Genomic DNA, 24,869 nt, shown 5'->3' with positions numbered 1-24,869 from the left:
TTATGGCGGTTTTGCAAACGATAGGAACTTACGCAACGGTGTTTGCCACGGGCGGAACGCTGTGCGCAATAGCCGAATTATTGATAGTGCGTACCAAATTGACGCCTGCGCGCATCTTGGTAATTTTTCTGATTGCGGGAATTATTTTAGAGGGTATCGGCGTTTACGACACTATTTTCAAAGTATGCCAAGCGGGTATAAGCGTTCCTATTGTCGGGTTTGGCGCGTCGCTTGCAAAAGGTTCGATAGACATGGCGCGTTCCGTCGGGTTTGTAGGGGCGTTCGCAGGCGGGCTTGTGCGCACGGCATACGGCGTCGGCGTGGCTGTGGTTATGAGCTATATCGTGACGTTGGTATTCAGTCCTCGCGCCAAATAAGGTATCAATTTGCCGTGTATTTGCATATATATTATTTGTGAACAGAGGGTGTAAGATAGTCAAGCGCAAGCGCAGCAAACGAAAGAAGTTGTTTGTTGCGCTTTTGATTATAGGCGCAATCATCGCCGCAGTTTGCATATTTATTAAAAGCAATGTAAACCCCATGATTGTCACCATTTCCAACGAGCGAATCCGCGCGTTGACGACCGACGCGGTAAGCTCCTCGGTGCTGGACGTTATGAGCGAAAATTCGTCCGTCGAGTATTTAAAAGTAACGCGCGACGACAAACAAAACATCAAGAGCGTAGACATGAACACCGCCGCTATTAACGATTTGGCGCAAAAAATTACGCTGTCCGCACAAAAACGTATAAACGAAATAGGCAACGACGGGATTAAAATACCCGTCGGGTCTTTAAGCGGCGTAACTTTATTCACAGGTTTGGGACCCGATATAAATATCAAAATATATCTTGTAGGCTCCACGCAAACGCAAATTATTTCGATGTTTACCTCGGCGGGAATAAATCAAACTTTGCATAGACTGTACATAAACATAGCGGGTTCGGTAGCGGTCGCCGTTCCCGGGCTTCCGTCCACTATAAAAACGTCTACGCAAGTATTGATGAGCGAAATGATTATAGTCGGGGAAGTGCCGCCTACGTACTTGCACTCTTCGACGGTGGGCGACATGCTCGATCTCGTCGTAAAATAACCGAAAATTGTGATTGAAAATAATTGCGCAATTTTAATATTTGTGTTACAATAAAGAAAATAAGATGCGTTTGAGTGCGGCACAAGACGAACGCGCTAACAGAGAACCGCTCACGGCTGAAAGGCGGTATGCGTTTTAAGATATTCACCGCACGAGCACCGTTGCCGAGAGAAATTGTAAGCTACGGCGTGTGCCGCGTTACGTGCATAATAAGACCCAATTCGGGTGGTACCGCGTTTTTTTGACGCCCCGATGCCAATCGGGGCGTTTTTGTATTAAATTTACGGAGGCAATATGAAACTTAACGAAATACGTGCGGACGCTTTGAAAAAGTTGGAAGCAATACACGCCAAGTCGGAACGAGATCTCGCGGCGCTCAAAACGTATCTTTTCGGTAAAGCGGGCGTGCTTACGGGACTTATGAAGTCGCTCAAAGATCTACCGCCCGAGGAAAAACCGCAAGCGGGCAAAGAAATTAACGACCTGCGCGTCGAGCTTGTCGCAAAGTGTGACGAAAAAGAAAAGGAACTGCACAGGCTCGCGATAGAAGCGGAACTCGATTCGGAAAGCATCGATTTGTCAATAGACAAACCGCTACACGCGGTGGGCGCGCGGCACCCGCTTAATCAGGTGAGAAATCGCTTGACCGATTATTTTATCGGCAACGGCTATATAGTTTACGACAGCCCCGAAATAGAAACTGACTATTATAATTTTCAAGCGCTCAACGTGCCGCAAGATCATCCCGCGCGCGATATGCAAGACACGTTTTTTATAAACGACAATATTTTGTTGCGCACGCAAACTTCGAGCGGGCAAATTCGGTTAATGGAAAAATTCAAACCGCCCATAAAAATGATTTGTCCCGGGCGCGTGTTCCGCAACGACGACGACTCCACGCATTCGCCCGTGTTCCACCAAATGGAGGGATTGGTTGTCGATAAAAACGTTACGCTCTGCGATCTTAAAGGCACGCTCGAAGGTTTTGCGAAATTCATATTCGGCGAACAAACAAAAATTCGGTTCAGACCGAGTTATTTCCCGTTTACCGAGCCGAGCGTCGAAGTAGACGTATCTTGTTTCAATTGCCACGGCGACGGTTGCCGCGTTTGTAAAAATACGGGCTGGATAGAAATTTTGGGCGCGGGCATGGTCAATCGCAGAGTGCTGGAAAACTGCGGTATCGATCCCGACGAATATCGCGGCTTTGCGTTCGGCATGGGGCTTGACAGAATTACCATGATACAGTGCGCGATTAACGATATTAAGCTGTTGTGGGAAAACGACGTGCGTTTTCTGCACATGTTTAAATAGGAGGAGTTACGTATGAAATTGCCTTTGAGTTGGTTAAAAGATTATGTCGATATAGGCGACGTGACGCCGCAGGAGCTTTCCGATAAACTGCTTTCGATAGGATTTGAAGTCGAAGAAATCATTGCGCCGCGCAACGACATAAGCGGCGTAGTGGTCGGGCGCGTAATGAACATTGTGCACCACGACAATTCGGACAAGCTGTGGGTTTGCAATATAGATATAGGCGAAAAATACGTGCAAATCGTGACGGGCGCGCAAAACGTCAAGTTAGGAAATTACGTGCCTGTTGCGACAGTCGGCGCGGTTTTGCCCGACGGTAAAAAAATATCCGAAGCAAAGTTGCGCGGCGTGGACAGTTTCGGCATGCTGTGCGGCGGTAGCGAACTCGGCGTGGATGACGATATTATCGAGGGCGCGAGCGTAGACGGAATATTGATTTTGCCCGACGACAGCGTAATAGGCGACGATATTTTGCATACTCTCGGATTGGACGATACCGTTCTCGATGTTTCGATTACGGCAAATCGCCCGGACTGTCAAGCAATAGTTAATATCGCGCGCGAAATATCTATTTTGCTCGATAAAAAATTCGTAATGCCCAAACTGACATATAAATGCCGTTGCATTTGCGATATGCCGCCCGTAACCATAGAAAATAAAGAGCTTTGCAGTCGGTATATCGGGCGCGCTATATGCAATGTTAAAATAGAAAAATCGCCGAAGTGGATGCGCGACAGATTGCGCATGTGCGGAATACGCCCAATAAACAATCTTGTTGACATTACAAACTACGTTCTTTTGGAATTCGGACAACCTTTGCATGCGTTCGATAAAAAGTTCATACAGGACAAAGTTATAGTAAGAAAAGGTCGCGACGGAGAACGTATTACCGCGCTCGATGGCAAGAAATACGACGTGAATAACATTCTTGTAATCGCCGATACGTGCAAGCCGCTTGCCATAGCAGGCATTATGGGCGGGGAGTATACGAGCATTTTTCCCGATACCCAAGACGTATTTTTGGAAGCCGCGCGGTTTGAACGCAGTAACGTAAGACGCACGTCGCGTAAAATAGGCTTGCGCTCGGATTCTTCCGCGCGATACGAAAAGGGCGTCGATTGGCAATCGGTTGAATTGGGTTCAAACCGCGCTCTTGCGCTCATCGATCAGTTGAAATGCGGAAATATATGTTCCAACATAGTCTATGATAGTACGGAACAACCCGTCGAAAAGCAAATAGTAACGACAACGGATCAAATTTGTTCGCTACTCGGTATCGAAATCGACAAAAAAATTATAATATCGATACTGAAAAAACAAGGATTCCAAGTGCGAACAGCAGCCAATACTCTTATCTGCACCGTTCCGCTTGTGCGTGAAGATATTGACGGTTATCCCGATCTCGCCGAGGACATAATGCGGTTTTACGGATATGAAAACATAGTGTCTACAAATTCCGAAAACACGCACCAAACATCAGGCGGAAGAAACGTGCACGACGACAATATAGAAACCGTCAAATCGGTTATGCGCGCGCTCGGCGCGGACGAAATCTTAAACTATTCGTTTATTTCTCCCGACGAAGCGGATAAACTTTTGCTTGACGGTAACGACGCAATGCGACGGTGTATTCCCATTAAAAATCCGTTAAGCCGCGATATATCGGTTATGAGAACGCAGCTTATTTCTTCCATGCTTAATTCCATAGCGCGAAACTGTGCGCGCAAAAACGACGTAATGCGTTTTTACGAACTCGGTAAGACGTTTATAACAAATGAGTTGCCTATAACCGATTTGCCGCAAGAACGCGACGTTATATGCGTTGCGCTGTGCAACGACGGCGATTTCTATACGCTCAAAGCCATTGTCGGCGAATTGGCAAACGTATTCGGCATGCCCGAATATTCGGCTTGCAAATGTTCGTATTTACATCCAAAACAAAGTTTACATGTAAGCTGCGACGGAGTGAGCGGGGATTTCGGCAAATTGCATCCGCTCGTATGCGAAAACTATAACTTGCCCAATAATGTATATGTCGCGCAATTAGATTTGACGGACGCTCTCAATCGTCCTATCGCGCTTGCGCAATACATGCCTATATCCAAACTTCAACCCGTAGATCGCGATTTGGCGCTTGTCGTCAAAAAAGATGTTGCGGTGGGCGACATGCTTAACGACGTTAAGTCGGTCAGTCCGTATATAGCCCAAGTAAAACTGTTTGACATTTACGACGGCGCGCAGATTGAAGAAGGATACAAGAGCGTTGCGTTCTCTATGCGCTTACAACCCACTGTAAATACTTTTTCGGATGCTGAAATTAAAAATATAATGAATTCCGTTATTGATAATGCGGCGACAAAGTTCGGCGCAAAACTGCGCTGATGCAGATCGTAGCCCCTGCGGGTAGCGCGGACGGCTTGCGCGCAAGCGTGTTTGCGGGCGCCGATGCGGTATATCTCGGTATGCCGCTTTTCGGCGCGCGCGCAAAAGCGGAAAACTTTGATGACGTCGGACTTAAAAACGCCGTCGAGTTTGCGCATTTGTACGGCGTGAAAGTGTTTATAACGCTAAATACGCTTATTAAAGACGACGAAATGAACAAGGCGATACAAGCCGCCGAATATGCGTATAATGTCGGTGTAGATGCGGCAATCGTACAGGATTTAAGGTTTATTAAGCAATTAAAGCGACATATCCCCGAACTGACTTTGCATGCCAGCACGCAAATGGGCGTACACAACGCAGAGGGCGCGCAAGCGTTGCGCGATTTGGGTATTATGCGAGCCGTGCTTGCGCGTGAAACGTTACCCAAAGACATTGCCGAAATCAAAAAGACGGGAATAGAAATAGAGTATTTTGTACAAGGCGCGCTGTGTATATGTTTTTCGGGTAACTGTTATTTTTCGTCGCTCGCTTCGTCGTACAGCGGCAACCGCGGAAAGTGCATGCAACTGTGTCGTAAACCGTATATGTTTCACGGCAATCGCGGGTATTACTTATCGGCAAAGGATTTGTGTCTGTACGATGAGCTGAACGAACTTAAAGACCTCGGCGTGGATGCAATCAAGATTGAAGGGCGCATGCGCTCCGCGGAATACGCATACAACGCCGTCGGCGTTTATAAGTCAGACATGCCGACGGATAAAGCGAAAGACATGCTAAAAGCCGTGTTTAACCGCGGCGATTATTGTTCGGCATACATGACCAAAGACGCGGCATTCAACGTCGTATATCCGCAAACGCAATCGAATATCGGTAAATTTATCGGCAAAATAGACAAGATTAGCGGCAAACAACTTTTTGTCAAAAACTTTGTTCCCGATAATGCAGACGGTTTTAAAGTAATGCGTAACGGCAAAGAGGTCGCGGGCGCTACCGTCAGAAACGGCGGGATTGTAAGCGACGGACAATGTAAAATAGGCGACGAACTGCGCCGCACTCTCGACGGAGCATTGGCAAAATCTGTTAAAGCTGCTCGCCGCGACATCGATATAAACGTTAAAATAAATATGTTTGTCGGTCACGTTCCCGAAGTAACGGTTACTTCCTACGGAGTAACAACAAAGACTGTCGGGGAAGCAAAACTGTCAAGCGCGATTACGCGCGGGATAACGGTTGACGATATAACAAGAACGTTTTTAAAAGTGTCAGATTATCCGTTTTCTCCGCATATAGAAGTAGAAACAGACGGCAATGCGTTTATGCCCGTATCAGCATTGAACGAATTGCGCCGAAAAGCATACGCCGAGCATAAGGCGAAGATATTAAGCAGCTATCGCATTGCTCGCTCCGACGGCAGGTTCGACGGGTTGTCTTTTAATCGGTTCGACGGCAAGGGCGTTATATTGCAAGTCGGCGATACGAGTTTGCTCGATAAACATATCTTGTCAAAGGTCGATTATATTTCTATAAATCCGTCCGATTATGCTCGCTTTGACATTCCGCGTGGAATAGACAAGCCTATTTTGCTTAATATGCCCATAACCATGCGCGGCGAGGATAGGCGAATATTGGAACAAGCGATTGACCGCGACGGCATATTCGGCGTGATTTCCAACAATTTGTACACTTTAAAACTGACGGACAAACCTATTTTACTCGGTACGGGGCATAATATTATAGGCGACTGCGAGTTTAATCATATTCGTTCGTTTGAAGCCGACGACACAAACGGCGGCTTTACGTATGTGTTCGGGTATGCGCCTGTTATGACGCTATGCCATTGTCCGCACGGAAAATGCGTAAACTGTTCGGGCAAAGACGAGTTGACAGACGAGAGCGGGCGCAAATTCGAGTTGCGAAGATATAAAGCGGCTAATTGCTATTGGCAATTATTGAATTGCGTTCCGCACTATTTGCCAGATGTTAAAAATGCACATAAGTTTTACGATTGCACTGCTGTTGACGGAAAAACTATTAAATCGGTACTCGATTCGGAGTATATCGGACCGTTTACGCGCGGCAACATTAAAAAAGGTTTAAAATGACGGATATTTACAAAAATCTTGAATTTAATATTATTCTCGGTCGAATAGCCGAGCTTGCATCGTCCGATGTGGTTGCCGACGAAATTCGCAACACACTGCCGAATAACGATGAATCGGTTGTGAATAAGTTATTGACGCAGACAAACGACGCGGTTACCGTGCTTGCATCGCATAGTCCTAGTTTTGCTTTTGACGATATTTTACCTATATTGAGCAAAGCGAAAGTCGGCGCAACACTATCGCCCAAAGAGTTATTAAAAGTAGGAAACGTTATTGTCGTGTTGCGCGCCCTTAAAGATTGCGTCGAGTATACGGACGGGTGCGATTCGCTTAAAGACATTACGTCGGAAGCGAGCGTATGCGCCGAACTCGAATACGATATACGCAACGCCATAGAAAACGAAACGGAAATCAAAGACAGTGCGAGCGAAAAACTTACGTCGGTCAGGCGCGCTATTTTGCGTGCCAACGCTCGGCTTAAAGATAAACTCGACAGCTATACAAGGCAGAGCGAATTCAGTAAATATTTGCAAGATAACATCGTCACTTTGCGCGGCGGGCGGTACGTCTTGCCTGTGCGGTCGGAGTGTCGTTCAAACGTTAAAGGATTGGTGCACGACGTATCGGCTTCGGGCTCTACCGTGTTTATCGAACCGTTTGCCGTTGTGGAAGCGAATAATGAGCTTATCACGCTTAAAACGGAAGAATTTAACGAAATCGAGCGTATTCTTTGCGCGTTGAGCAAAAAAGTAGTGACAAATGCCGACGCGCTTGTGCAAAGTCAATATGTTTTAACGGAGTGCGGCGTTATATTTGCGAAAGCCGAGTATGCGAAAAAAACTGATTCTTGCCGTCCTATTGTCAACATCGACGGCAAAATTACGCTAAAAGGCGCGCGCCACCCGCTTATAGATACAAACTCGGTTGTTCCAGTTGATATAGATTTAAACGACAAAAGAATTTTATTGATTTCCGGTCCGAATACGGGCGGTAAGACCGTCGCGCTTAAAACCGTCGGGCTGTTTGCGTTAATGACAATGTGCGGCATGTTTATACCCGTTCTTGACGGAAGCGAAATGAGCGTGTTTGACGATATTTATTGCGATATAGGCGATTCGCAGAGCATTGCGCAATCGTTGAGTACATTTTCGGCGCACGTGACAAACCTTGCCAAAATTACTTCCAATATGAACAAAAGCTCGCTTGTGCTTTTGGACGAAGTAGGCGACGGAACTGATCCCGACGAGGGCGCCGCTCTTGCCGTTGCGATTATTAAAAAACTGTTGACCGCACAGGCAACGGCTGTCGTTACGACGCATTTTAATTCAGTAAAAGAGTTTGCGCTCGCTTGCGACGGCGTTGCCAATGCGAGCATGCAATTCGACAGCGAAAATCTAAAACCGACGTACAGACTTTTGCAGGGCGTATCGGGATCGAGCTATGCGTTGGAAATAGCCGAACGGCTCGGTTTGGGCAAGGACATAATCGCAGACGCAAAGCGCGCTTTGAGCGCCGAAAAAATTGCATTCGATAAAGTCATGCGCGAAGTCGAAAAGTTGCGCAACAGTTTGTATGAAGAAAAACTGCAAGCGGAAGCGGCGCTTACGCAGGCAAGCGAGCAAGCCGCAAAAACGAGTAAGCTAAAATCCGAATACGAAAATAAACTTGCGGAAATTAACGACAATGCGCGCATTATTATAAAACGCAAAGCGGACGAATATGCGGAGCAGGCGGAAAGCATTATCGAAGAAATTAAAGAACAGTTAAAAACTGCCAATGAAACCGCATTATTTAATGCGCGCAAATCGTCTAAAAAAATATACGACGGAGTGCCTGTTGACGAAGTTAAGCCGGTTATATCCAATACTCCGCCCAATCCAAACGAATTGAAAATCGGTACGCGCGTGTTTATTTCAGGCTTGAATAAAGAGGGCGTAATTGCGGGATCGTTGCGCGGAAATAAAGCGGTCGTCGCCGTCGGCTCGATTAAAACCGAAATTCCGATAGCGTCACTGTCATTGATTAACGAGCGGCAAAAAGCGCCGAACAAGCAAAACAATAAACGTGAAATCGAACCCGAAAACAGAGAAGTTATGATGTTGGGTTTGACTGTGGACGAGGCTGTCGGAGAAATAGATCGCATACTATCGGATATTGCGCCGCACAGCGTGTTGCGTATTGTCCACGGCAAGGGCACGGGTGCGCTCGGTAAGGGCATACAATCGTTTTTAAAACGACAATCGCGCGTTAAGTCTTATAGATACGGAAGATACGGCGAGGGCGACACAGGCGTCACTATAGTCGAAATTAAGTAACGTCGTCAAAAAAGTATTCGTAACCGAAAGCGCTTATAAACGGTTCGCGACGATCGAATTTGCGGTTTGATTTTATATCAACGGAAATAACGTACACTATGTAATTGGCGGTCGGCATATTTATAGCGCGCACCGAATTATAATCGGCGCAGAGCACCGATTGCGCGTAATCGTCAAAATCGTCGGCGATATATTTGTATACTTCGGCAACGGTCGTATATAAAGATTTGTGTTTGCGCCTGAAACACGTAATAATTTCGTCTGCCGATTGGTGCGTGATTTGCTCGTTAAAAGCGAGGTTTGCCAAAACGCAATCGCAAATAAGCGTGCTCGACAGATAGTGCATGCTTTTAAAATGCTTTGTGACAGCCTCTGCAACATACGCGTAAAGTGCGCTCGATTTGCATGAGTTTGTAAGTCTAAACAACAGATCTTCAGTGAAATTATCGTTCATAATTTAATAAGCGAATAATTAAAATAGTCGCCGTTAAGCCGGCATAAAGTGTTGAATAGCGCGGTTGCTTTTAAATCTATATCGAGTACGGCGCGGACGTCGCTGTCATGTTCTGCGGAGGATTTTATGTCGGCGTTGTTTGTTTTTACGCAAGAGGGAAGCAGTGTAAAATCAAAATCATTTTTACATGCCAATAGCCTTGTGCAAAACTTTTTTTCTGTCGTCGATTTATCTATATTCAATAGTAAGTCAAAAAACAGTCTGTACAGTCGTTTTTTTGAATATCGTTTTCCGATTGCCTTATCGATATATTCGTCAAAATCGTACAGATTAGACATATCTTTCAGCAAAAATTCCATGCCTTCGGAACAATTACGAAGATTTTTTATTTGGTTCGGCGACGAAGTTTTAAGCGCGTACACAGCCATGCTTTTATAGCAATTTATATCGGGCGCGTGGTAATTGCGCCAAGCAGCAATTTCGTCGAACTTATATGGAATATATTTTTTTACGGAATTCAGCTTGCCGTCGATTTCGGCATTACGAATAGCCGTTGCGGATAAATAATCGCCGTTACGGTTATCGGAATTGTATTGTTCTCCGCGTCGCTTTATAATTAACGGCTCGATGTTCGCCGCATATTTATCAATCGCGCAGATGTATTCTATACACAGAATTGCATTAGGGTCGGTCAGTATTTGCGCGGCATTGCACTGTCCGCCGTAAATAGTTTCACAAAGCGCGGCAAAAGCCTGCGCGTTCGCCGCATTATAGCTTTTACCGCTTTTCAAATGCTTTTTCAGTTCGGTTGAAAACTGCGAGGCGTGTTTTATCTTAATATCGGCAAGTTTAAGAATATCGGAGCTATCGGAAACTGCGCCCATGGCCATGTGCGTAATATTTTTTATACCCGATATTATTTTTAGCGCGCCTTCTGCAAACGCTTGCGCGCTCGCGGTGGCGTAAACCGCGGGAAGTTCAATAACCGCGTTCGCTCCGCCGAGCAAAGCGCACTCCGCGCGCAATGATTTTTCGCAAAACGCAGGCGTTGCGGACTGAACGAACGCCCCGCTCATTACGCAAAAAATATTGTTCGGGACTAATTCGCGAACGCAGTCTAATTGATATTTGTGCCCCGTGTGAAAAGGGTTGTATTCGCATACTATGGCGCAATTTTTCATGATAATTACTTTACTTTATAATTTAAACAGAGTATAATATTATTTGTCGATACATGTAATTGTATCACAAAAATATGACATTGTAAATACAAATCGGAGGAATCATGAACGATTTATTGAATTCGGTGCGCGAAAAAGCAAAGGCTTTGCAAAAAACTATTGTTTTGGCGGAAGGCGAAGAACCGCGCATAATTACCGCCGCGGCGAAAATTCAAGCGGAAAGCATTGCCAAAATCATACTTATAGGCAATCCCAAAGTCATTGCGGAAAAATGCCCGAGCGCAAACCTCGACGGCGTTAAAATTATGAACGTTGCCGAAATGAATATCGAACCGTATGCGCAAATGCTGTACGAACTTCGCAAGGCGAAAGGCATGGATATAGAAACCGCGCGAAAACTCGCTAAAAATCCGCTGTATTTCGGCGTGTTGCTTATTAAGAGCGGGGAAGCCGACGGCATGGTCGCGGGTTCCGTAAACGCAACGGGCGACGTTTTGCGCCCCGCGCTACAAATAATAAAAACCGCGCCCGGGATTAAAACAGTAAGTTCGTGCTTTATTATGTTGCTCGATAAAAACTCCAAGTACGGCGAAAACGGCGTAATGGTTTTCGGCGATTGCGCGGTCAATCCCAATCCCGACTCCAATCAGCTTGCGGATATAGCTATTGCTTCGGCGGACAGCGCGGTTGCCATTGCGGGAATATCGCCCAAAGTTGCACTGCTGTCGTTCTCGACGAAAGGTTCGGCAAAGAGCGAGTTGGTAGATAAAGTTACAGCCGCGCTCGAAATAGTCAAATCGACGCGCCCCGACTTGCAAGTTGACGGCGAGCTCCAAGCCGACGCCGCGCTTGTTCCTACTGTCGCTGATTTAAAAGCGCCCGGAAGCACCGTTGCAGGCAAAGCAAACGTGCTTATTTTCCCCGATTTGCAAGCCGGTAATATCGGTTACAAACTCGTCCAACGCTTGGCGGGCGCCGAGGCAATCGGACCAATTTGCCAAGGTTTCAACAGCCCCGTAAACGATTTGTCGCGCGGTTGCAGTAGCGAGGACGTTGTAAACGTTGTCGCAATGACGGCTTTACAAAGCGTTATAAACAAATAAACTGTTTATGAAGTTTAAAAAAATTACAATTACGTGTACGTCGGAAACTTCCGAAATCGTCGCTTACACATTGCACGAAGCGGGGAGCATGGGCGAAGTATTTGACGATTACGATAATATCCGTCAAGTGCTCGACGAAAAGCGTTGGGATTATGCCGATGCCGCATTGTTCAGTCCGACCGACGGGTGCTTTGTAAGCGGATTTTTTACCACGGAAACAGACGAAACTACGGTTTTAGCAAAAATTGACGCTTTAAAATCCGAAAATTGGGCGGACTTTTCGGGTTTGAAAATATCCGTTGAAATAATCGATTCTGTCGAGTGGGAAAACGAGTGGAAAAAATACTACAAGCCGTTTAATATAGGCAATATCGTAATCGTTCCAGAATGGATTGAATATAAGCCGACATGCGGCGACATTCCGGTAAAACTTAATCCGGGATTGGCGTTCGGCACAGGCATGCACGAAACAACTTCTATGTGTATCGACCTTATGCAACGCATCCCATTACAAGAAAAACGCGTTTTGGATTTCGGATGCGGTAGCGGTATACTCGGCGTATGCGCAACTGCGCTTGGCTCGAAATCGGTGCTATTTGCCGATACGGACGAACAAGCGATTGCGGCAACTCGGTACAACTGTCAAATTAACGGCATAGACAATCCTTCCGTATTTTTACGCGACGTAAGAGAAATAAAAGAGCCTGCGGACGTCGTACTGGCTAATATTACGGCAGAGGTGCTTATTTCCGTTAAAGAAGTTATTAAAGGCGCGCTCAATAAGGGCGGATATGCGATTATCAGCGGAATAATATCCGATAAAGCCGAACTTGTTAAGTCGGAATACTTACGAGATTTTACGCTTGTAGAGTCCGCACAGAAAAACGAATGGAGAGCATACTTATTTAAATTATGAGATTTTATTTGCCCAACTTAAATAAATCGTGTGTAGAATTGACAGGCGACGCGCATACGCATGCGGCATACGCGTTGCGCATACGTGCAGGCGATTATATAACTGTTTTTGACGGCCGCGGCGTCGAATTGTCTTGCAAAGTCAAAGAAATCAAAAAAGATAAAACGCTTTTGGATGTTCTCGACAGTGCGGAAAATGTCGGCGAAACAGCTATAAACGTAACGCTTTATTTGTCCGTTATAAAACAAGACAGATTTGAACTCGCGGTTCAGAAAACAACGGAATTGGGTGTAAACAAAATAGTGCCTGTCTATTCGGCGTACACGCAACACAGTGTAACGCTTAATCACGACAGATTAAATAAAATCGCTATATCTGCGTGCGAACAGTGCGGAAGAAGTCGCGTACCGATTATAGAACAAGCCATATCTTTTGATGATTTGCTAAATCGTGCCGCAAATTCATACTTGATATTTCCGTGGGAAAGGGAATTGCACGGTAAACTGAAAGACGCTATAAACACCGAAAAGTCTGACATTGCGGTTTTTATAGGTCCGGAAGGCGGTATAACCGAGGACGAAAAGAATAAATTAACTGCCGTCGGCGCGAAATCGGTAACGCTCGGTGCACGGATATTGCGAGCCGAAACCGCGGCAATTTCCACATTGTCAGCAATCTATTATGAAATGGGAGAGTGGAATCTTTGATAGTAAAAGTTGTTACGCTCGGCTGCAAAGTCAATCAATGCGAAAGCGCGTCTATTGTCGCAACGCTTAAATCAAAGAATATAAACGCGTCGGAAGGACTTGAACCTGCCGACGTTTATATTTTAAATACCTGTTCCGTAACAGCGGAAGCAGACAAAAAATCGCGCCAATATCTGTCTAAAATGCGCAAAATAAATCCGACATGCAATATAATAGTAGTGGGATGTAGCTCACAAAATAACGCTAATAAGTTTGCGCAAAACAACGTGATCGCAATAGGCGGCACGTCAAATAAATCCGATTTTGCGCTCAAATCGATAAAAAACATTAAAAATACACCCAAATATAATACTATATCAGATAGAATACTATATCAAAATACCGAGTTTAATATAAACATGTCGGGTTATTGCTATGAACAATATCCGAAATATGAAAGAACAAGGGCATTTGTTAAAATACAGGACGGCTGTAACAGATTTTGTTCATACTGCATAATTCCATATTTGCGAGGTAGGAGTAGGTCGAGGGGTATTGACGATATATTAAAAGAGTGTAAACTAAATGAATCTAAAGAATTAGTTATTACAGGTATCGATATTTCCGCTTACGGTAAAGACAACGGGTCGTCGCTTGCGGAGCTATTAAACGCATTGAGCGGAATTCCTGCGAGAAAAAGATTGGGTTCATTGGAGTGTGAGGCTGTGACAGACGAAGTTTTATGCGCCATGAGAGAAGGTGGTTATTGCCCGCATTTTCATTTGTCATTGCAAAGCGGTAGCGACATTGTTTTAAAGTCCATGAATAGGCGATATGATTGCGAGTATTATTATAGTAAAGTTAAATTGATACGCCGATATTTTCCTAATGCAGGTATTACGACCGATGTGATTGTCGGATTTCCGACGGAAACAGAAGATTTGTTTGAAGAGAGTTGCCGCTTTATAGAAAAGTGCGCGTTTTCGGATATTCATGTTTTCCCATATAGCAGTCGAACGGGAACGTTGGCTCATAAAAAATATAAAACGCTTCCGCCCGAAAACGTCAAAGCGCGCGTTAATAAATTGCTTGAAATAAAGAGCCGATTAAAGTCAGCGTTTTTATTCGATAATTTAAATACGGTTGCGTCGGTGTATGTGGAGGATTTTGAAAACGGATACAATGTAGGATATACGCCCAACTATATCAAGGTTTATTCTAATGCGCCGTGTAACGATATTCACGATATTAAGTTGTTAAAACTCTATAAAGACGGAGTTATCGGCGAACCGATATAAACTTATTTATATAGATGGAAAACAGCTTGATTAACAAAATTCGATATAAGCAAAACAAACAGGGCAGTTGTCAAATGTTTTGGAACAATCTATCAATCACTTCGCAAAAGACAGCTTTTGCGAAGTGATTGGTTGTTTTGAATAGGACTTGCTATATGAATTGCGCGATTCTTGAATATCACTGTAATTTACTATAATATGTGATAAGTTTTATTGTGATTTCGACAAATTATTATCTTTGTTTTATATTGTTTTGCATTACATAAAAACGCTTTTGTACAAGATACTATCTATATGAAAAAAGCCGCGAAGATTTCGATTATATGTGTGATTGCGTTTATCATTACTGTTGCTATCGCGGTAGGATTTTTCTTTATTGTAATAAGCCCTAATGTAAATATGTTTAACTCACCCGATTTAAATCTTGAACAATTAACGTCGTATTCGCGGACTGTAACAATTTTAGATGTAAACGGCAACCCCATAGACGACGCGCTTTACGATAACAACAAACTGTACGTCAAAATTGACGATCTGTCGCCGCATACTGTAAATGCGTTTATAGCAATCGAGGATAAGCGATTTTATCGACACAGCGGGATTGATTATAAGCGCATGGCGTCGGCGCTTCTGTACAATATTAAATCGCGCAAATTTAAAGAAGGCGCGTCAACCATAACGCAACAGCTAATAAAGAATACTCATTTATCTAATGAAAAAACGATAAAACGCAAGATTAACGAAATGCGGTTAGCGCGCAAGCTCGAACGCATTTACGATAAAAATCAAATACTCGAAAGTTATTTTAATATTTTGTATTTCGGTTCGGGCATTCGCGGCTTGGGCACTGCAAGCCGCGTTATGTTCGATAAGCCCGCTTCGGAGCTTACGCTCGCCCAGTCTGCCGCGTTAGCTTCCGTCATAAATAATCCCACAAAATACAGTCCTTATAACAATTTCGACAACTTGACGCGCAGAAAAATACTTGTATTAAAGCAAATGCGTGAGCAAGGATTTATATCGCAATCCGAATATGACGACGCTGTATCGGAAGAAATTGTTTTTAACAAGGACAAACAAAATCAATTTGTCGCGGGGCTATTACGCAGCGCTGGTAAAGAACTGAAATGCAGTGAAAAATCGTTGTTTATAAACAACTACACTTTTAAAACAACTTACGATCCGACTATTGTTTCGGCGGTTAGAACAGTTATAAAAAATACCGATATAGACGGACATGTGCGCATAGTCGTTTTGGATAATGCGAGCGGCGGAATAAAGTGCGACGAAACAAATACTTCGGGATATTTAAACCCCCAACGTTCTCCCGCAAGCACAATTAAGCCGTTTATCGCATACGCTCCGGCTTTAGAAAACGGATTAAATCCCCTTTCGCAAATTTGTGACGAGCCGACAACATTCGGCGACTATTCGCCCGCCAATTATAAAGACGTTTATCGCGGGTATATTTCGCTTAAAGAGTGTCTTATTTATTCCTCCAATATTGCCGCGGTTAAGCTGTTACGACAAAACGGTATAGAAAATTCCGTAGCGATTGCCAAATCGTTCGGATTGCCGTTTTCCAATTCGGATATATCGTTGCCTATCGCTCTTGGAGGCATGGAAAAAGGCGTAACGTTGTTAGAGCTTGCTAACGCATACAGAACCCTTGCTAACGGCGGAGTGTATTCCGATATTCATTATTTTCAGTCGGCAACGGAAGGCAATGTTGTAAGACACACTGTAAATGATACAGCGAGGCGCGCCGTCGGCGACGATACGGCGTACTTGCTCACCGACATGTTGCGTGAATGTGCCGTAAACGGTACCGCAAAAAAACTTAAATATTCGGGAATTATTGCGGCAAAAACAGGTACTAACGGCGATAAAGACGGCAACACGGACTGTTATTGCATTGCATACACGCCTAAACATACAGTTGCCGTTTGGTTCGGCGCAAATGAAAAACCGCTCGAAAACAGCGTTACAGGCGCAACGTGTAGCGCGTTAATAAGAGAAATTTGCGAGCAAGGCTCAATTAAATCCGACATACCTTTTGATATGCCCGATTCCGTTGCGTATTATGAAATAGATAATTTAGAATTAAAAAATTCGCACAACGTGTATTTAGCGGATCCGTTATTACCGCCGCGCTACCGTAGTCGAGCGTTGCTTTCAAAGCGACATTTGCCTATCCGTAAAAATATAGATATTGTCGATTATTACGACAGCAACCTATGGAATAGCGACGAACAATCAGATTTCGACCGTTTCGATATTTTCGATAGCGGCGTCGATTAAAGCATTATAGTTTTCTATGCGACTTTCCTGCTCTTCCACTTTTTCAATAGTGGGCTTTATAAGCGGAAAATCCGGTAAGAAAACGGTACAGCAATCTTCATAAGGCTCTATTGATTTTTTAAACGTGCCTATTTTCTCCGCAATCTCGATTATTTCGTCCTTATCCATGCCTATCAACGGACGGAATACGGGTAAATCGACAACGGCATTGGTAACGGTTATACTCTCCAAAGTTTGACTCGCTACTTGTCCGAGGCTTTCGCCGTTTATTATGCACCCGCAACCGTTTTCTGCCGCTACCCGTTGCGCTATTCGCATCATAAATCTGCGTACAAGCGTAATCATGTAGTTGGGTTTACACTGTTTGTGGATTGTTTGCTGAATTTCAGTGAGCGATACGCATTTTAATTTGATGTGCGGACAAAATTCGCCTAATATGCGTGCCAAATCAACCGCTTTTTCTTTTGCGGCTTGCGAAGTGTACGGGTACGAGTGAAAATGCAATGCGGTTAGGCTCATGCCGCGTTTGGCAAGCATGTATCCGGCAACAGGGCTGTCTATACCGCCAGACAAAAGCAACAGCCCTCGCCCGCCTGTTCCGTAAGGCATGCCACCTGCGCAACGAATTGCATCGCGATATAAATACACGTCGCCGTTTTCTCGCACATCAACATGCAGTACGTAATCGGGTGCGTGCAAATCGACCGTCAGTTGCGGCTTTGCCTGTAATATTTTTTCGCCGAGTTGCATGTTTATTTGCAAAGAATCGAGCGGATATTTTTTATACGATCTGTGCGCAGAAACTCTGAAAGTACCTTTATCGGGCATAACGGACAATGCGAGTTCTACAATTTCATTAAAATCATATCCGCAACGTTTTGCAACCGACACGGAGTGAACGCCGAAAACGTGTTTTAATCTGTCTATTACAGCGTTTTCGTCGCACATTGCGTATTCTTTAACGACATAACGCCCACGCCCGAAGTACAGCTTACAAGATATATCGCTCAACTTTGCGCGTATGTTATCTTTAAGCATGTTTTCAAAATAATCTTTATTTTTGCCTTTTAGATAAAGTTCACCGTATCTTATAAGTACGACGTTTTCCGACATTATAAACTCCTTATTTGGTTAGCCGCTTGAATTATTATTTTTGCCGCTTCCATTGCTTCTTCACGCGATGTGTCGGCGGCTAAACTTATTCGTACACAGCTCTCTATTTCTTTGGCGTTAAGCCCCATTGCGCTCAATACTCGATTACCGCGTTTAGATCCCGAACACGCCGCGCCTTTGCCTATTATTACGCCGTTATCATGCGCGATATTTTGCAGTATTTCGGCTTTAACATCAGGTATACTTACGCACAGAATATATCCGCTGTTTTGCGATTGACCTATTATTTTACACCCGTTTGCAACAAAAAAAACGCACAGTTCGTTCCGCAATCGAGTAATTTCGCCGATATTGGCGAGGTGTTTAAATTCCGTTACCGCGGCGGCAAAAGCCGAAATATAGGGCGTATTTTGCGTTCCCGACCGCAATCCGCGTTCCTGTCCGCCACCGTACAACAGCGGCGCGACATTTAAACCTTGACGAATATAAAGCAGTCCTATCCCTTTGGGCGCGCCGAGTTTGTGCGCGCTTGCGCTGTAATAATCCACACCTAAATCGGATATAGGTTCGCCTGTCTTGACAAGACCTTGAACCCCGTCGCTGTGTACCAGTGCGCGCGGCGATTTTGATTTGATTAACTTTGTCAATCTTTTTATAGGATTTACCGCACCTGTTTCGTTGCTGACATGAATAAGCGAAACTAACGCCGTATTTTCGTCAATCAGATTTAACAGTGCGGATTCGTCAACAATCCCGTCGCGCGTAATCGGCGCAGTGCGGACATCTACGCCTCGGCTTTTGAGTTGCATTGCCGATTCGTATACGGAAGAGTGTTCGCCTGCGGAAATTATAACGTTGCCTTTTTTGTTTTTAATTCCGCATGAAAAAACCCAGTTGTTGGATTCTGTTGCGCAAGAAGTGAATACTATCTCGGAAGCGTGCGCTCCGATAGACGCCGCGATTTGGTTGCGCGCGTTCTCTATACACTCGCGTACTAAAACTCCGCTTTTGTATGTTGTATTTGGATTATAAAAATTTACGCTCATTGCGGCACACGCCGCTTTTACCGCGCAGTCGTAAACCTTTGTCGTTGCGGCATTATCAAGGTAAATCATTCGGTTACAGCTTCCCCGTCGTTATCTTGTTCTGTTTCCGCATTGTTATCGTCGCTGTCGTCGTTACTCTCGGTATCGGATAAATCGCTATCATCATCGTTGCGAGTTGTTGCCGCGATTTTTTCGTCCTCCGCTTTTTGATGTAAACGCTTTTCGTAATCCGATATACTTTTATCAAAAACGGTAAGCGCGGAAACCACTTTGCGCAATGCCATGATAAAACCGAGATCGGGTTCTATAAAAATAATTCTGCGACCTTTGTCGGAGCGGAACAATATATATATAACGTTTTGCTCGTCGTCATAATTGACAAGCGCAAGAATTTTCTTATCCGCCGTTCGTTCTACTTTTTTATACCCGTCGGAATCGAATACGCCCACCGATTCGATATTCCGAAGTCTTATTGTATGTTTGAGTTTGCGACGCTGTCTGTAATAAATTTCGGAAATCCTTAAATTTTCGTCGTCGAGGACGTAATCGTATTCGGTATTGTTTCGCTTGTTAATATGCCCCAAAAACAGCGCGGCGATAAAAAATGGGATTGCCAACAGCAAGAACACCCAAAAAAATGTTATCATAATCGCGCTCGATATGAGAATAAACAATCCCAACATAAAGCATACCGATCGCGCAATGACAAGAGTTTTTGTCTTTTTTGCGCGTTCGTCGATATTGTTGTTGACTACATTTTGTTCATAATACATTTCCATATTACTTCTCCGTAATTTCGGACGGTTGTTCGGTCAAACTTTCGTCCGGAGCGTTGATTATTTTTCCTGTGCGTACTTTATGTTTGGACGGGTCGAACAGCGTTAACGTAAATATAAACGTCGCGCCCGCGCCGCGACTGCTTTCCACCCAAATAACTTCGCCGTGTTCGTCGATAATTTTTTTAACAATGGACAGACCCAATCCCGAACCTTTTGTCTTAACGGGCGATCTCGATTTATCGGTCATATAAAATCTGTCCCAAATCAACATTTGGTCTTTTTTGCTTATGCCGTATCCAAAATCCTTGACCGTAATATACGCCTTATTTTCGTGTATACTTGTCGTCAAAATTATGCGCGAGTATGCAGGCGAGTACTTTATTGCGTTGTCCACAAGGTTTGTTATTACCTGTATGATTTTGTCCTTATCCGCATAAACGTAACAGCTGTTCCGCGAAAATTCAACGTTGATTTGTAAGGCTTTTTTAATAAGCGCAGGCTCGAACTTTGCGGCTATATCGTTTATAATATCGTTGATATTGAATTTAGCCATTACAAGCGGATTCTTTCCCGAATCCAACCGCGACAGATCGAGCATGGACGTGATAAGCGAATTTAGCCGTTTTGTTTCGCTCAACGCTATTTTTAAATATTTTTCCTTATCCTGTTCGGTTACGGTTCCGTCGAGCACGGCTTGCAAAAATCCCTGCACGGACGTCAACGGCGAACGCAATTCATGCGATGCGTTGGCGACAAATGACTTTCGCACCTGTTCTAACCGCGCGTACTCATCCGCGGTAATATTAACTGCTTCCAGGGCGGCCGTGGCAGCACTGTCAATGGAAACGGTCGACATTTTTTCCGCTTCCCCGCTTTTTGCCATGTCTGTCAATCGCTTTGCCGCCGCTTTGACTTTACCGTACACCAAGTAGTGCGAAACGATTATGAATATCATGACCTCGACGGCGGCGGCAAAAACTATAAACACTATTATTAAGTTTCGGTTTTCTTTTTCTGCTAACGGATAGGCATAAACGAGCGGAAAAAAAACGGTTGAAAAAAGCGCCGTCGCAGACAGTATTATTCTGAATATGTGCGATTTTAAAAACCGTTTGATTTTCGACTGTTTTTCCGACACTTTACTATCCGCCTAAAATACTTCTATCTTGTACCCGACGCCCCAAACCGTCGTAAGCCGCCAATGCGGATTATCGCCGAGCTTTTCGCGCACGCGTTTTATATGAACGTCCACCGTGCGCGGATCGCCCGAATAGCATTCGCCCCAAATTTCATTGAGCAAATCTTCGCGAGTAAACACGTGCATTGGCGTTTTGGCAAGCATATACAACAACTCGATTTCTTTGGGCGGCATGTCGAGTTTGGCGCCGTTAAGCGTAACAGTGAAATCGGACAGATTTACCGAAAGATTAAACAAATCGACGCGCTCTTTTCCTTTTAACGGCTTGGATCTGCGCAATACGGCGCGAATTCGTGCTGTGATTTCCTGCGGCTCGAACGGCTTGGTTATATAGTCGTCAGCACCGCGATCCAACCCCGTTATTTTGTCTGTAGGCTCGCCGCGCGCAGATAGCATTATGACGGGCACGTTGGAAAATTTGCGCAACGCCGTCAACACTTCAAACCCGTCCATTACGGGCATCATAACATCGAGCAACACCGCATCATATGCTGTTGTGCCGAGCTTTGCGAGCGCAGATTCGCCGTTATGACAAAACTCCGCGTCGAACCCGTCGCGTTCAAGATACAGCGCCAACAACTGACAAATATGCTCGTCGTCGTCAACCATCAATATTTTGATTTTCTTTTCGTTGTTATCCATGATTTAATGTCATCCTGACAAAATTTACAGCGCGTCTGCCATCGTCCGTTATTTCGCTGTCCGCGATATAATTGTAGTTTATCTTGAACAGCGCGCCAATTATTTCCACTACGTCTTTTATCTCCAACGCCTTACTCGAATCTATGTTATATCCAAGCTCTGCGGACGCGGATTTGATAAAACGTCGGTTGTAGTTTACACAGGCTTTAATGCTGTCGCGCACAATATTCGGAATTGTACCGTATATATCTGCGATTGTCTGTATTTCCGCAGCCTCGTCGTAATCGCTTTTAATTAAATACCGCGCCGTCAAATTGAGTATAAACTTAAAGCCGATCAGGTTGATGTTGAAGCCGTGCGCCGCTAAAATATTGCCTAACGCCAGTTTTATTTCGTCGCAGTTCCCCGCGCGTTCGACTGCGACGTCGCGAAACAAGAACGTATTTAGCGAATACTCGTTAAGCGAAGTATATCTGTTTTTAATATATGGGTTGTCCGAGATATTGTTCATTTGACATTTTTCCGTCAATATATTTTGCTCTTACATACACGGCAATGTCGCATATTATGTCTTTTGCCGTCATCGGACGGGATTGCGTAAAGGCAGTTACCCTTTGTATTAGCTTTTCGTCGTATGCGTCAAGACTTTTTTCTATCGCTCTCGTAACGGCGTCCACCGTTGAACCGTGCGCCTCGGCAAATCTCATAATTGCGTCGTTAAGTCGAATTTGCGGATTTAAGCACAGCGTTTCTACAAGTTTTGCTATTACAGCAAACGAATTGTCGTGCGGCAATAATCCGATTGCCAACATCAACTTGATTATAAACGCGCGCGGACTTTCGTATCGTTTTACATTATCGCCGACTTTATTCGAGCTTATTTCAAAAGCGACGCGGGCTTCGTTTGCAAACGCGTTGACCGCCGACTCGAATATCTCCGCATACTCGCATGGCGATCCGCATGTCGCACTGACGTATTCTTTTTGCGGAGCGCCGTTAAACACAGACATGCCTATGCTGTATATTGCGCCTGTATCTGTCGAGGCCTTATTGCGCATTTTTCCTGTAATTGGTTTCGGTAAGTTTTTGTCCGCCGAGTATATGTATGTGCAAATGCGGAACGGTTTGTTGAGCGTCCTCGCCTTGATTAACGGCTATTCTGAATCCGTTTTCCAGTCCGAGCGACGGCGCAAGCTCGCCAATCTTGCGAATACAACTGCCGAGATGCACGGCGTCTTCCGCCGTCATTTCGGTAAACAGTTTGCAGTGTTTTTTGAATATCGCCAAATAGTGCTTTTCGGCTTTCGGTTCTATATCGGCGATAATAATCATAAGATCGTCTTCATAAAACCGATGCGACGGGATTTCTCCGCTTAAAATTTTACAGAACACACAGTCTTCCATAAATCACCTCATTATGTATTATACAACAAATACAATAATTTTGCAATAGTATAAAACCTTAATTTTACTAATAATATTTGCACACGAAAAAAGCGACGGTGCAAATTCCGCAACGCCGCTTTTATGCGATTTGTTTTACTTAATAATTGCTAAGCGATTAGCGTTTTACGTTGAACGTTTTGATGCCGGGATAGTCCGCAGCTACGCCCAAAAGATCTTCGATACGCAAAAGCTGGTTGTATTTGGCAACGCGCTCGGAACGGCTGGGCGCGCCCGTTTTGATCTGTCCCGCATTAAGCGCAACAGCGAGGTCGGCGATCGTGGTGTCCTCGGTTTCGCCGCTGCGGTGCGATACGACGGCGGTATAGCCCGAACGTTGCGCGAGCTTAACTGCTTCCATTGTTTCGGAAACGGAACCGATCTGATTGAGTTTAATGAGAATAGAGTTGCCGCAGTTGAGGTCGATGCCCTTTTGCAAACGTTTTACGTTGGTAACGAACAAGTCGTCGCCGACAAGCTGAACGCGGTTGCCGATAGTGGCGGTGAGCTTTTGCCAGCCCTCCCAGTCCTCTTCGTCCAAACCGTCTTCCAACGAGTATATAGGATACTTTTCGGTGAGTTCTTTCCAATGCTCGATAAGTTTGTCCGTCGTGAGCGTGACATTGGCTTTGGGCATGCGATATTCGCCTTTCTTGCCGCCTTTCCACTCGCTCGCCGCCGCGTCCATAGCAAGAACAAAATCGCTTCCGTCTTTAAAGCCGGACTTTTTGATGGCTTCGAGGATATATTTGATAGCCTCTTCGTCGCTGGCGAGGTTGGGCGCAAAGCCGCCTTCGTCGCCGACCGACGTTGCAAGGTTTTTGCTCTTTAAAAGCGATTGAAGCGTGTGGAACACTTCCGTGCACCAGCGCAGACCTTCGGCAAAAGATTTGGCGCCGACAGGCATAATCATGAATTCCTGAACGTCAACGGTGTTGGTCGCGTGTGCGCCGCCGTTGAGTATGTTCATCATAGGAACGGGCAAACGCGTTGCCGCACTGCCGCCTATAAAACGGTAAAGCGGAATATTAAGCGCCTGCGAAGCCGCTTTCGCAGCGGCAATGGAAACCGCGAGAATTGCGTTTGCGCCGAGCTTGGATTTGTTATCCGTGCCGTCTGCGTCGAGCATAACTTTGTCTACTTTGTAAGTATCGAAAGCGTCAACGCCTTTAAGCGCTTCGTTGATAACGGTATTTACGTTGGCAACCGCTTTGGATACGCCCTTGCCGCCGTAACGCGCCTTGTCGCCGTCGCGCAACTCGATTGCCTCGAACTCGCCCGTGGACGCACCGGAGGGCGACGCGCCTCTGCCTATAACGCCGCATTCCAATTCGACTTCAGCTTCGACTGTGGGATTGCCGCGAGAGTCTATAATTTCTCTGCCGACAACTTTTTTGATTTTCAATTCCGACATAATTACTCCTTAAAAAGTATTTGGTAATGACCTATTAAAGCATAGCACAACGCACGGTAAAAATCAAGTATTTTTACATAAAAGCAT

22 protein-coding genes are annotated in these 24,869 nt (G+C 44.9%); 11 read left to right on the top strand and 11 right to left on the bottom strand.

Annotation, left to right across the window (positions count from 1 at the left end):
• Nucleotides 1-2 precede the first annotated feature (2 nt).
• The 6 genes from NFR57_RS06310 (at nt 3) to NFR57_RS06285 (ending at nt 9,208) form a co-directional block, all read left to right on the top strand.
• Complete coding sequence (locus NFR57_RS06310) at nt 3-377, top strand: SpoVA/SpoVAEb family sporulation membrane protein (RefSeq protein ID WP_251182993.1); 375 nt, start codon at nt 3-5, stop codon at nt 375-377.
• Between the two features lie 37 nt (nt 378-414).
• A complete protein-coding gene (gene yunB, locus NFR57_RS06305; RefSeq protein ID WP_251182992.1) occupies nt 415-1,092 on the top strand; it encodes a sporulation protein YunB in 678 nt (225 codons plus the stop codon).
• A 294-nt stretch (nt 1,093-1,386) separates the two neighbouring features.
• Nucleotides 1,387-2,406 carry a phenylalanine--tRNA ligase subunit alpha gene (locus tag NFR57_RS06300; RefSeq protein WP_251182991.1) on the top strand — a complete coding sequence of 340 codons (1,020 nt, stop codon included), beginning with the start codon at nt 1,387-1,389 and terminating at the stop codon, nt 2,404-2,406.
• 12 nt (nt 2,407-2,418) lie between these two features.
• Nucleotides 2,419-4,788 (top strand): phenylalanine--tRNA ligase subunit beta, encoded by a 2,370-nt coding sequence (gene pheT / locus NFR57_RS06295; RefSeq protein WP_251182990.1) that lies wholly within the window; start codon nt 2,419-2,421, stop codon nt 4,786-4,788.
• Nucleotides 4,788-6,893 (top strand): peptidase U32 family protein, encoded by a 2,106-nt coding sequence (locus NFR57_RS06290; protein ID WP_251182989.1) that lies wholly within the window; start codon nt 4,788-4,790, stop codon nt 6,891-6,893. Before pheT ends, NFR57_RS06290 begins: the two co-directional genes overlap by 1 nt.
• Entirely contained in the window at nt 6,890-9,208 is a 2,319-nt protein-coding gene (locus NFR57_RS06285; protein WP_251182988.1) for an endonuclease MutS2, read from the top strand. The genes NFR57_RS06290 and NFR57_RS06285 overlap by 4 nt, the downstream gene beginning before the upstream one ends.
• On the opposite strand, the gene NFR57_RS06280 is transcribed toward NFR57_RS06285, so the two are convergent.
• A complete protein-coding gene (locus NFR57_RS06280; RefSeq protein ID WP_251182987.1) occupies nt 9,201-9,662 on the bottom strand; it encodes a hypothetical protein in 462 nt (153 codons plus the stop codon). The genes NFR57_RS06285 and NFR57_RS06280 overlap by 8 nt on opposite strands.
• Nucleotides 9,659-10,843, bottom strand: coding sequence for a nucleotidyltransferase family protein (locus NFR57_RS06275; protein ID WP_251182986.1), 1,185 nt, complete (start codon nt 10,841-10,843; stop codon nt 9,659-9,661). The genes NFR57_RS06280 and NFR57_RS06275 overlap by 4 nt, the downstream gene beginning before the upstream one ends.
• A gap of 104 nt (nt 10,844-10,947) precedes the next feature.
• Between NFR57_RS06275 and pta the strand changes: the two genes are divergently transcribed.
• The 5 genes from pta to NFR57_RS06250 all read left to right on the top strand — a co-directional run bounded on the left by pta (nt 10,948) and on the right by NFR57_RS06250 (nt 17,147).
• Nucleotides 10,948-11,946, top strand: a complete 999-nt coding sequence (gene pta, locus NFR57_RS06270; RefSeq protein WP_251182985.1) for a phosphate acetyltransferase — start codon at nt 10,948-10,950, stop codon at nt 11,944-11,946.
• Between the two features lie 7 nt (nt 11,947-11,953).
• Nucleotides 11,954-12,862 carry a 50S ribosomal protein L11 methyltransferase gene (gene prmA, locus NFR57_RS06265; RefSeq protein WP_251182984.1) on the top strand — a complete coding sequence of 303 codons (909 nt, stop codon included), beginning with the start codon at nt 11,954-11,956 and terminating at the stop codon, nt 12,860-12,862.
• Nucleotides 12,859-13,569 carry an RsmE family RNA methyltransferase gene (locus NFR57_RS06260; protein WP_251182983.1) on the top strand — a complete coding sequence of 237 codons (711 nt, stop codon included), beginning with the start codon at nt 12,859-12,861 and terminating at the stop codon, nt 13,567-13,569. The genes prmA and NFR57_RS06260 overlap by 4 nt, the downstream gene beginning before the upstream one ends.
• A complete protein-coding gene (gene mtaB, locus NFR57_RS06255) occupies nt 13,566-14,846 on the top strand; it encodes a tRNA (N(6)-L-threonylcarbamoyladenosine(37)-C(2))-methylthiotransferase MtaB (protein ID WP_251182982.1) in 1,281 nt (426 codons plus the stop codon). The genes NFR57_RS06260 and mtaB overlap by 4 nt, the downstream gene beginning before the upstream one ends.
• A 294-nt stretch (nt 14,847-15,140) precedes the next feature.
• Nucleotides 15,141-17,147 carry a transglycosylase domain-containing protein gene (locus NFR57_RS06250; RefSeq protein WP_251182981.1) on the top strand — a complete coding sequence of 669 codons (2,007 nt, stop codon included), beginning with the start codon at nt 15,141-15,143 and terminating at the stop codon, nt 17,145-17,147.
• Here NFR57_RS06250 and thiI read toward each other — a convergent pair.
• From thiI to eno, 9 genes are all read right to left on the bottom strand, one after another.
• Nucleotides 17,103-18,260, bottom strand: a complete 1,158-nt coding sequence (thiI, locus tag NFR57_RS06245; protein ID WP_251182980.1) for a tRNA uracil 4-sulfurtransferase ThiI — start codon at nt 18,258-18,260, stop codon at nt 17,103-17,105. The genes NFR57_RS06250 and thiI overlap by 45 nt on opposite strands.
• Nucleotides 18,260-19,375, bottom strand: a complete 1,116-nt coding sequence (locus tag NFR57_RS06240) for a cysteine desulfurase family protein (protein WP_251182979.1) — start codon at nt 19,373-19,375, stop codon at nt 18,260-18,262. The genes thiI and NFR57_RS06240 overlap by 1 nt, the downstream gene beginning before the upstream one ends.
• Nucleotides 19,372-20,085 (bottom strand): hypothetical protein, encoded by a 714-nt coding sequence (locus NFR57_RS06235; protein ID WP_251182978.1) that lies wholly within the window; start codon nt 20,083-20,085, stop codon nt 19,372-19,374. The genes NFR57_RS06240 and NFR57_RS06235 overlap by 4 nt, the downstream gene beginning before the upstream one ends.
• 1 nt (nt 20,086) lies before the next feature.
• Nucleotides 20,087-21,223 carry a sensor histidine kinase gene (locus NFR57_RS06230; protein ID WP_251182977.1) on the bottom strand — a complete coding sequence of 379 codons (1,137 nt, stop codon included), beginning with the start codon at nt 21,221-21,223 and terminating at the stop codon, nt 20,087-20,089.
• A 12-nt stretch (nt 21,224-21,235) separates the two neighbouring features.
• Nucleotides 21,236-21,925 (bottom strand): response regulator transcription factor, encoded by a 690-nt coding sequence (locus tag NFR57_RS06225; RefSeq protein ID WP_251182976.1) that lies wholly within the window; start codon nt 21,923-21,925, stop codon nt 21,236-21,238.
• Nucleotides 21,918-22,436, bottom strand: coding sequence for a hypothetical protein (locus tag NFR57_RS06220; RefSeq protein ID WP_251182975.1), 519 nt, complete (start codon nt 22,434-22,436; stop codon nt 21,918-21,920). The genes NFR57_RS06225 and NFR57_RS06220 overlap by 8 nt, the downstream gene beginning before the upstream one ends.
• Entirely contained in the window at nt 22,405-22,983 is a 579-nt protein-coding gene (locus NFR57_RS06215; RefSeq protein ID WP_251182974.1) for a hypothetical protein, read from the bottom strand. Before NFR57_RS06215 ends, NFR57_RS06220 begins: the two co-directional genes overlap by 32 nt.
• Nucleotides 22,973-23,329, bottom strand: coding sequence for an HIT domain-containing protein (locus NFR57_RS06210; RefSeq protein WP_251182973.1), 357 nt, complete (start codon nt 23,327-23,329; stop codon nt 22,973-22,975). The genes NFR57_RS06215 and NFR57_RS06210 overlap by 11 nt, the downstream gene beginning before the upstream one ends.
• Before the next feature lie 157 nt (nt 23,330-23,486).
• Nucleotides 23,487-24,782, bottom strand: a complete 1,296-nt coding sequence (eno, locus tag NFR57_RS06205) for a phosphopyruvate hydratase (RefSeq protein WP_251182972.1) — start codon at nt 24,780-24,782, stop codon at nt 23,487-23,489.
• Between the last annotated feature and the right edge of the window lie 87 nt (nt 24,783-24,869).

This window comes from Anaerocaecibacter muris (genome assembly GCF_943192945.1).
Classification (GTDB): Bacteria; Bacillota; Clostridia; order Christensenellales; family Pumilibacteraceae; genus Anaerocaecibacter; species Anaerocaecibacter muris.
The sequence above is the reverse complement of the archived record's forward strand: the minus strand, read 5'-3'. Positions and strand labels throughout refer to the sequence as shown.

Excerpts from the sequence above, each read along its gene's own strand:
- NFR57_RS06310 (WP_251182993.1), top strand. The coding sequence starts at position 3 with ATGGCGGTTTTGCAAACGATAGGAACTTACGCAACGGTGTTTGCCACG.
- NFR57_RS06300 (WP_251182991.1), top strand. The coding sequence starts at position 1,387 with ATGAAACTTAACGAAATACGTGCGGACGCTTTGAAAAAGTTGGAAGCA.
- pheT (WP_251182990.1), top strand. The coding sequence starts at position 2,419 with ATGAAATTGCCTTTGAGTTGGTTAAAAGATTATGTCGATATAGGCGAC.
- NFR57_RS06290 (WP_251182989.1), top strand. The coding sequence starts at position 4,788 with ATGCAGATCGTAGCCCCTGCGGGTAGCGCGGACGGCTTGCGCGCAAGC.
- NFR57_RS06285 (WP_251182988.1), top strand. The coding sequence starts at position 6,890 with ATGACGGATATTTACAAAAATCTTGAATTTAATATTATTCTCGGTCGA.
- NFR57_RS06280 (WP_251182987.1), bottom strand. The coding sequence starts at position 9,662 with ATGAACGATAATTTCACTGAAGATCTGTTGTTTAGACTTACAAACTCA.
- NFR57_RS06275 (WP_251182986.1), bottom strand. The coding sequence starts at position 10,843 with ATGAAAAATTGCGCCATAGTATGCGAATACAACCCTTTTCACACGGGG.
- pta (WP_251182985.1), top strand. The coding sequence starts at position 10,948 with ATGAACGATTTATTGAATTCGGTGCGCGAAAAAGCAAAGGCTTTGCAA.
- prmA (WP_251182984.1), top strand. The coding sequence starts at position 11,954 with ATGAAGTTTAAAAAAATTACAATTACGTGTACGTCGGAAACTTCCGAA.
- NFR57_RS06260 (WP_251182983.1), top strand. The coding sequence starts at position 12,859 with ATGAGATTTTATTTGCCCAACTTAAATAAATCGTGTGTAGAATTGACA.
- NFR57_RS06250 (WP_251182981.1), top strand. The coding sequence starts at position 15,141 with ATGAAAAAAGCCGCGAAGATTTCGATTATATGTGTGATTGCGTTTATC.
- thiI (WP_251182980.1), bottom strand. The coding sequence starts at position 18,260 with ATGTCGGAAAACGTCGTACTTATAAGATACGGTGAACTTTATCTAAAA.
- NFR57_RS06240 (WP_251182979.1), bottom strand. The coding sequence starts at position 19,375 with ATGATTTACCTTGATAATGCCGCAACGACAAAGGTTTACGACTGCGCG.
- NFR57_RS06235 (WP_251182978.1), bottom strand. The coding sequence starts at position 20,085 with ATGGAAATGTATTATGAACAAAATGTAGTCAACAACAATATCGACGAA.
- NFR57_RS06225 (WP_251182976.1), bottom strand. The coding sequence starts at position 21,925 with ATGGATAACAACGAAAAGAAAATCAAAATATTGATGGTTGACGACGAC.
- NFR57_RS06220 (WP_251182975.1), bottom strand. The coding sequence starts at position 22,436 with ATGAACAATATCTCGGACAACCCATATATTAAAAACAGATATACTTCG.
- NFR57_RS06215 (WP_251182974.1), bottom strand. The coding sequence starts at position 22,983 with ATGCGCAATAAGGCCTCGACAGATACAGGCGCAATATACAGCATAGGC.
- NFR57_RS06210 (WP_251182973.1), bottom strand. The coding sequence starts at position 23,329 with ATGGAAGACTGTGTGTTCTGTAAAATTTTAAGCGGAGAAATCCCGTCG.
- eno (WP_251182972.1), bottom strand. The coding sequence starts at position 24,782 with ATGTCGGAATTGAAAATCAAAAAAGTTGTCGGCAGAGAAATTATAGAC.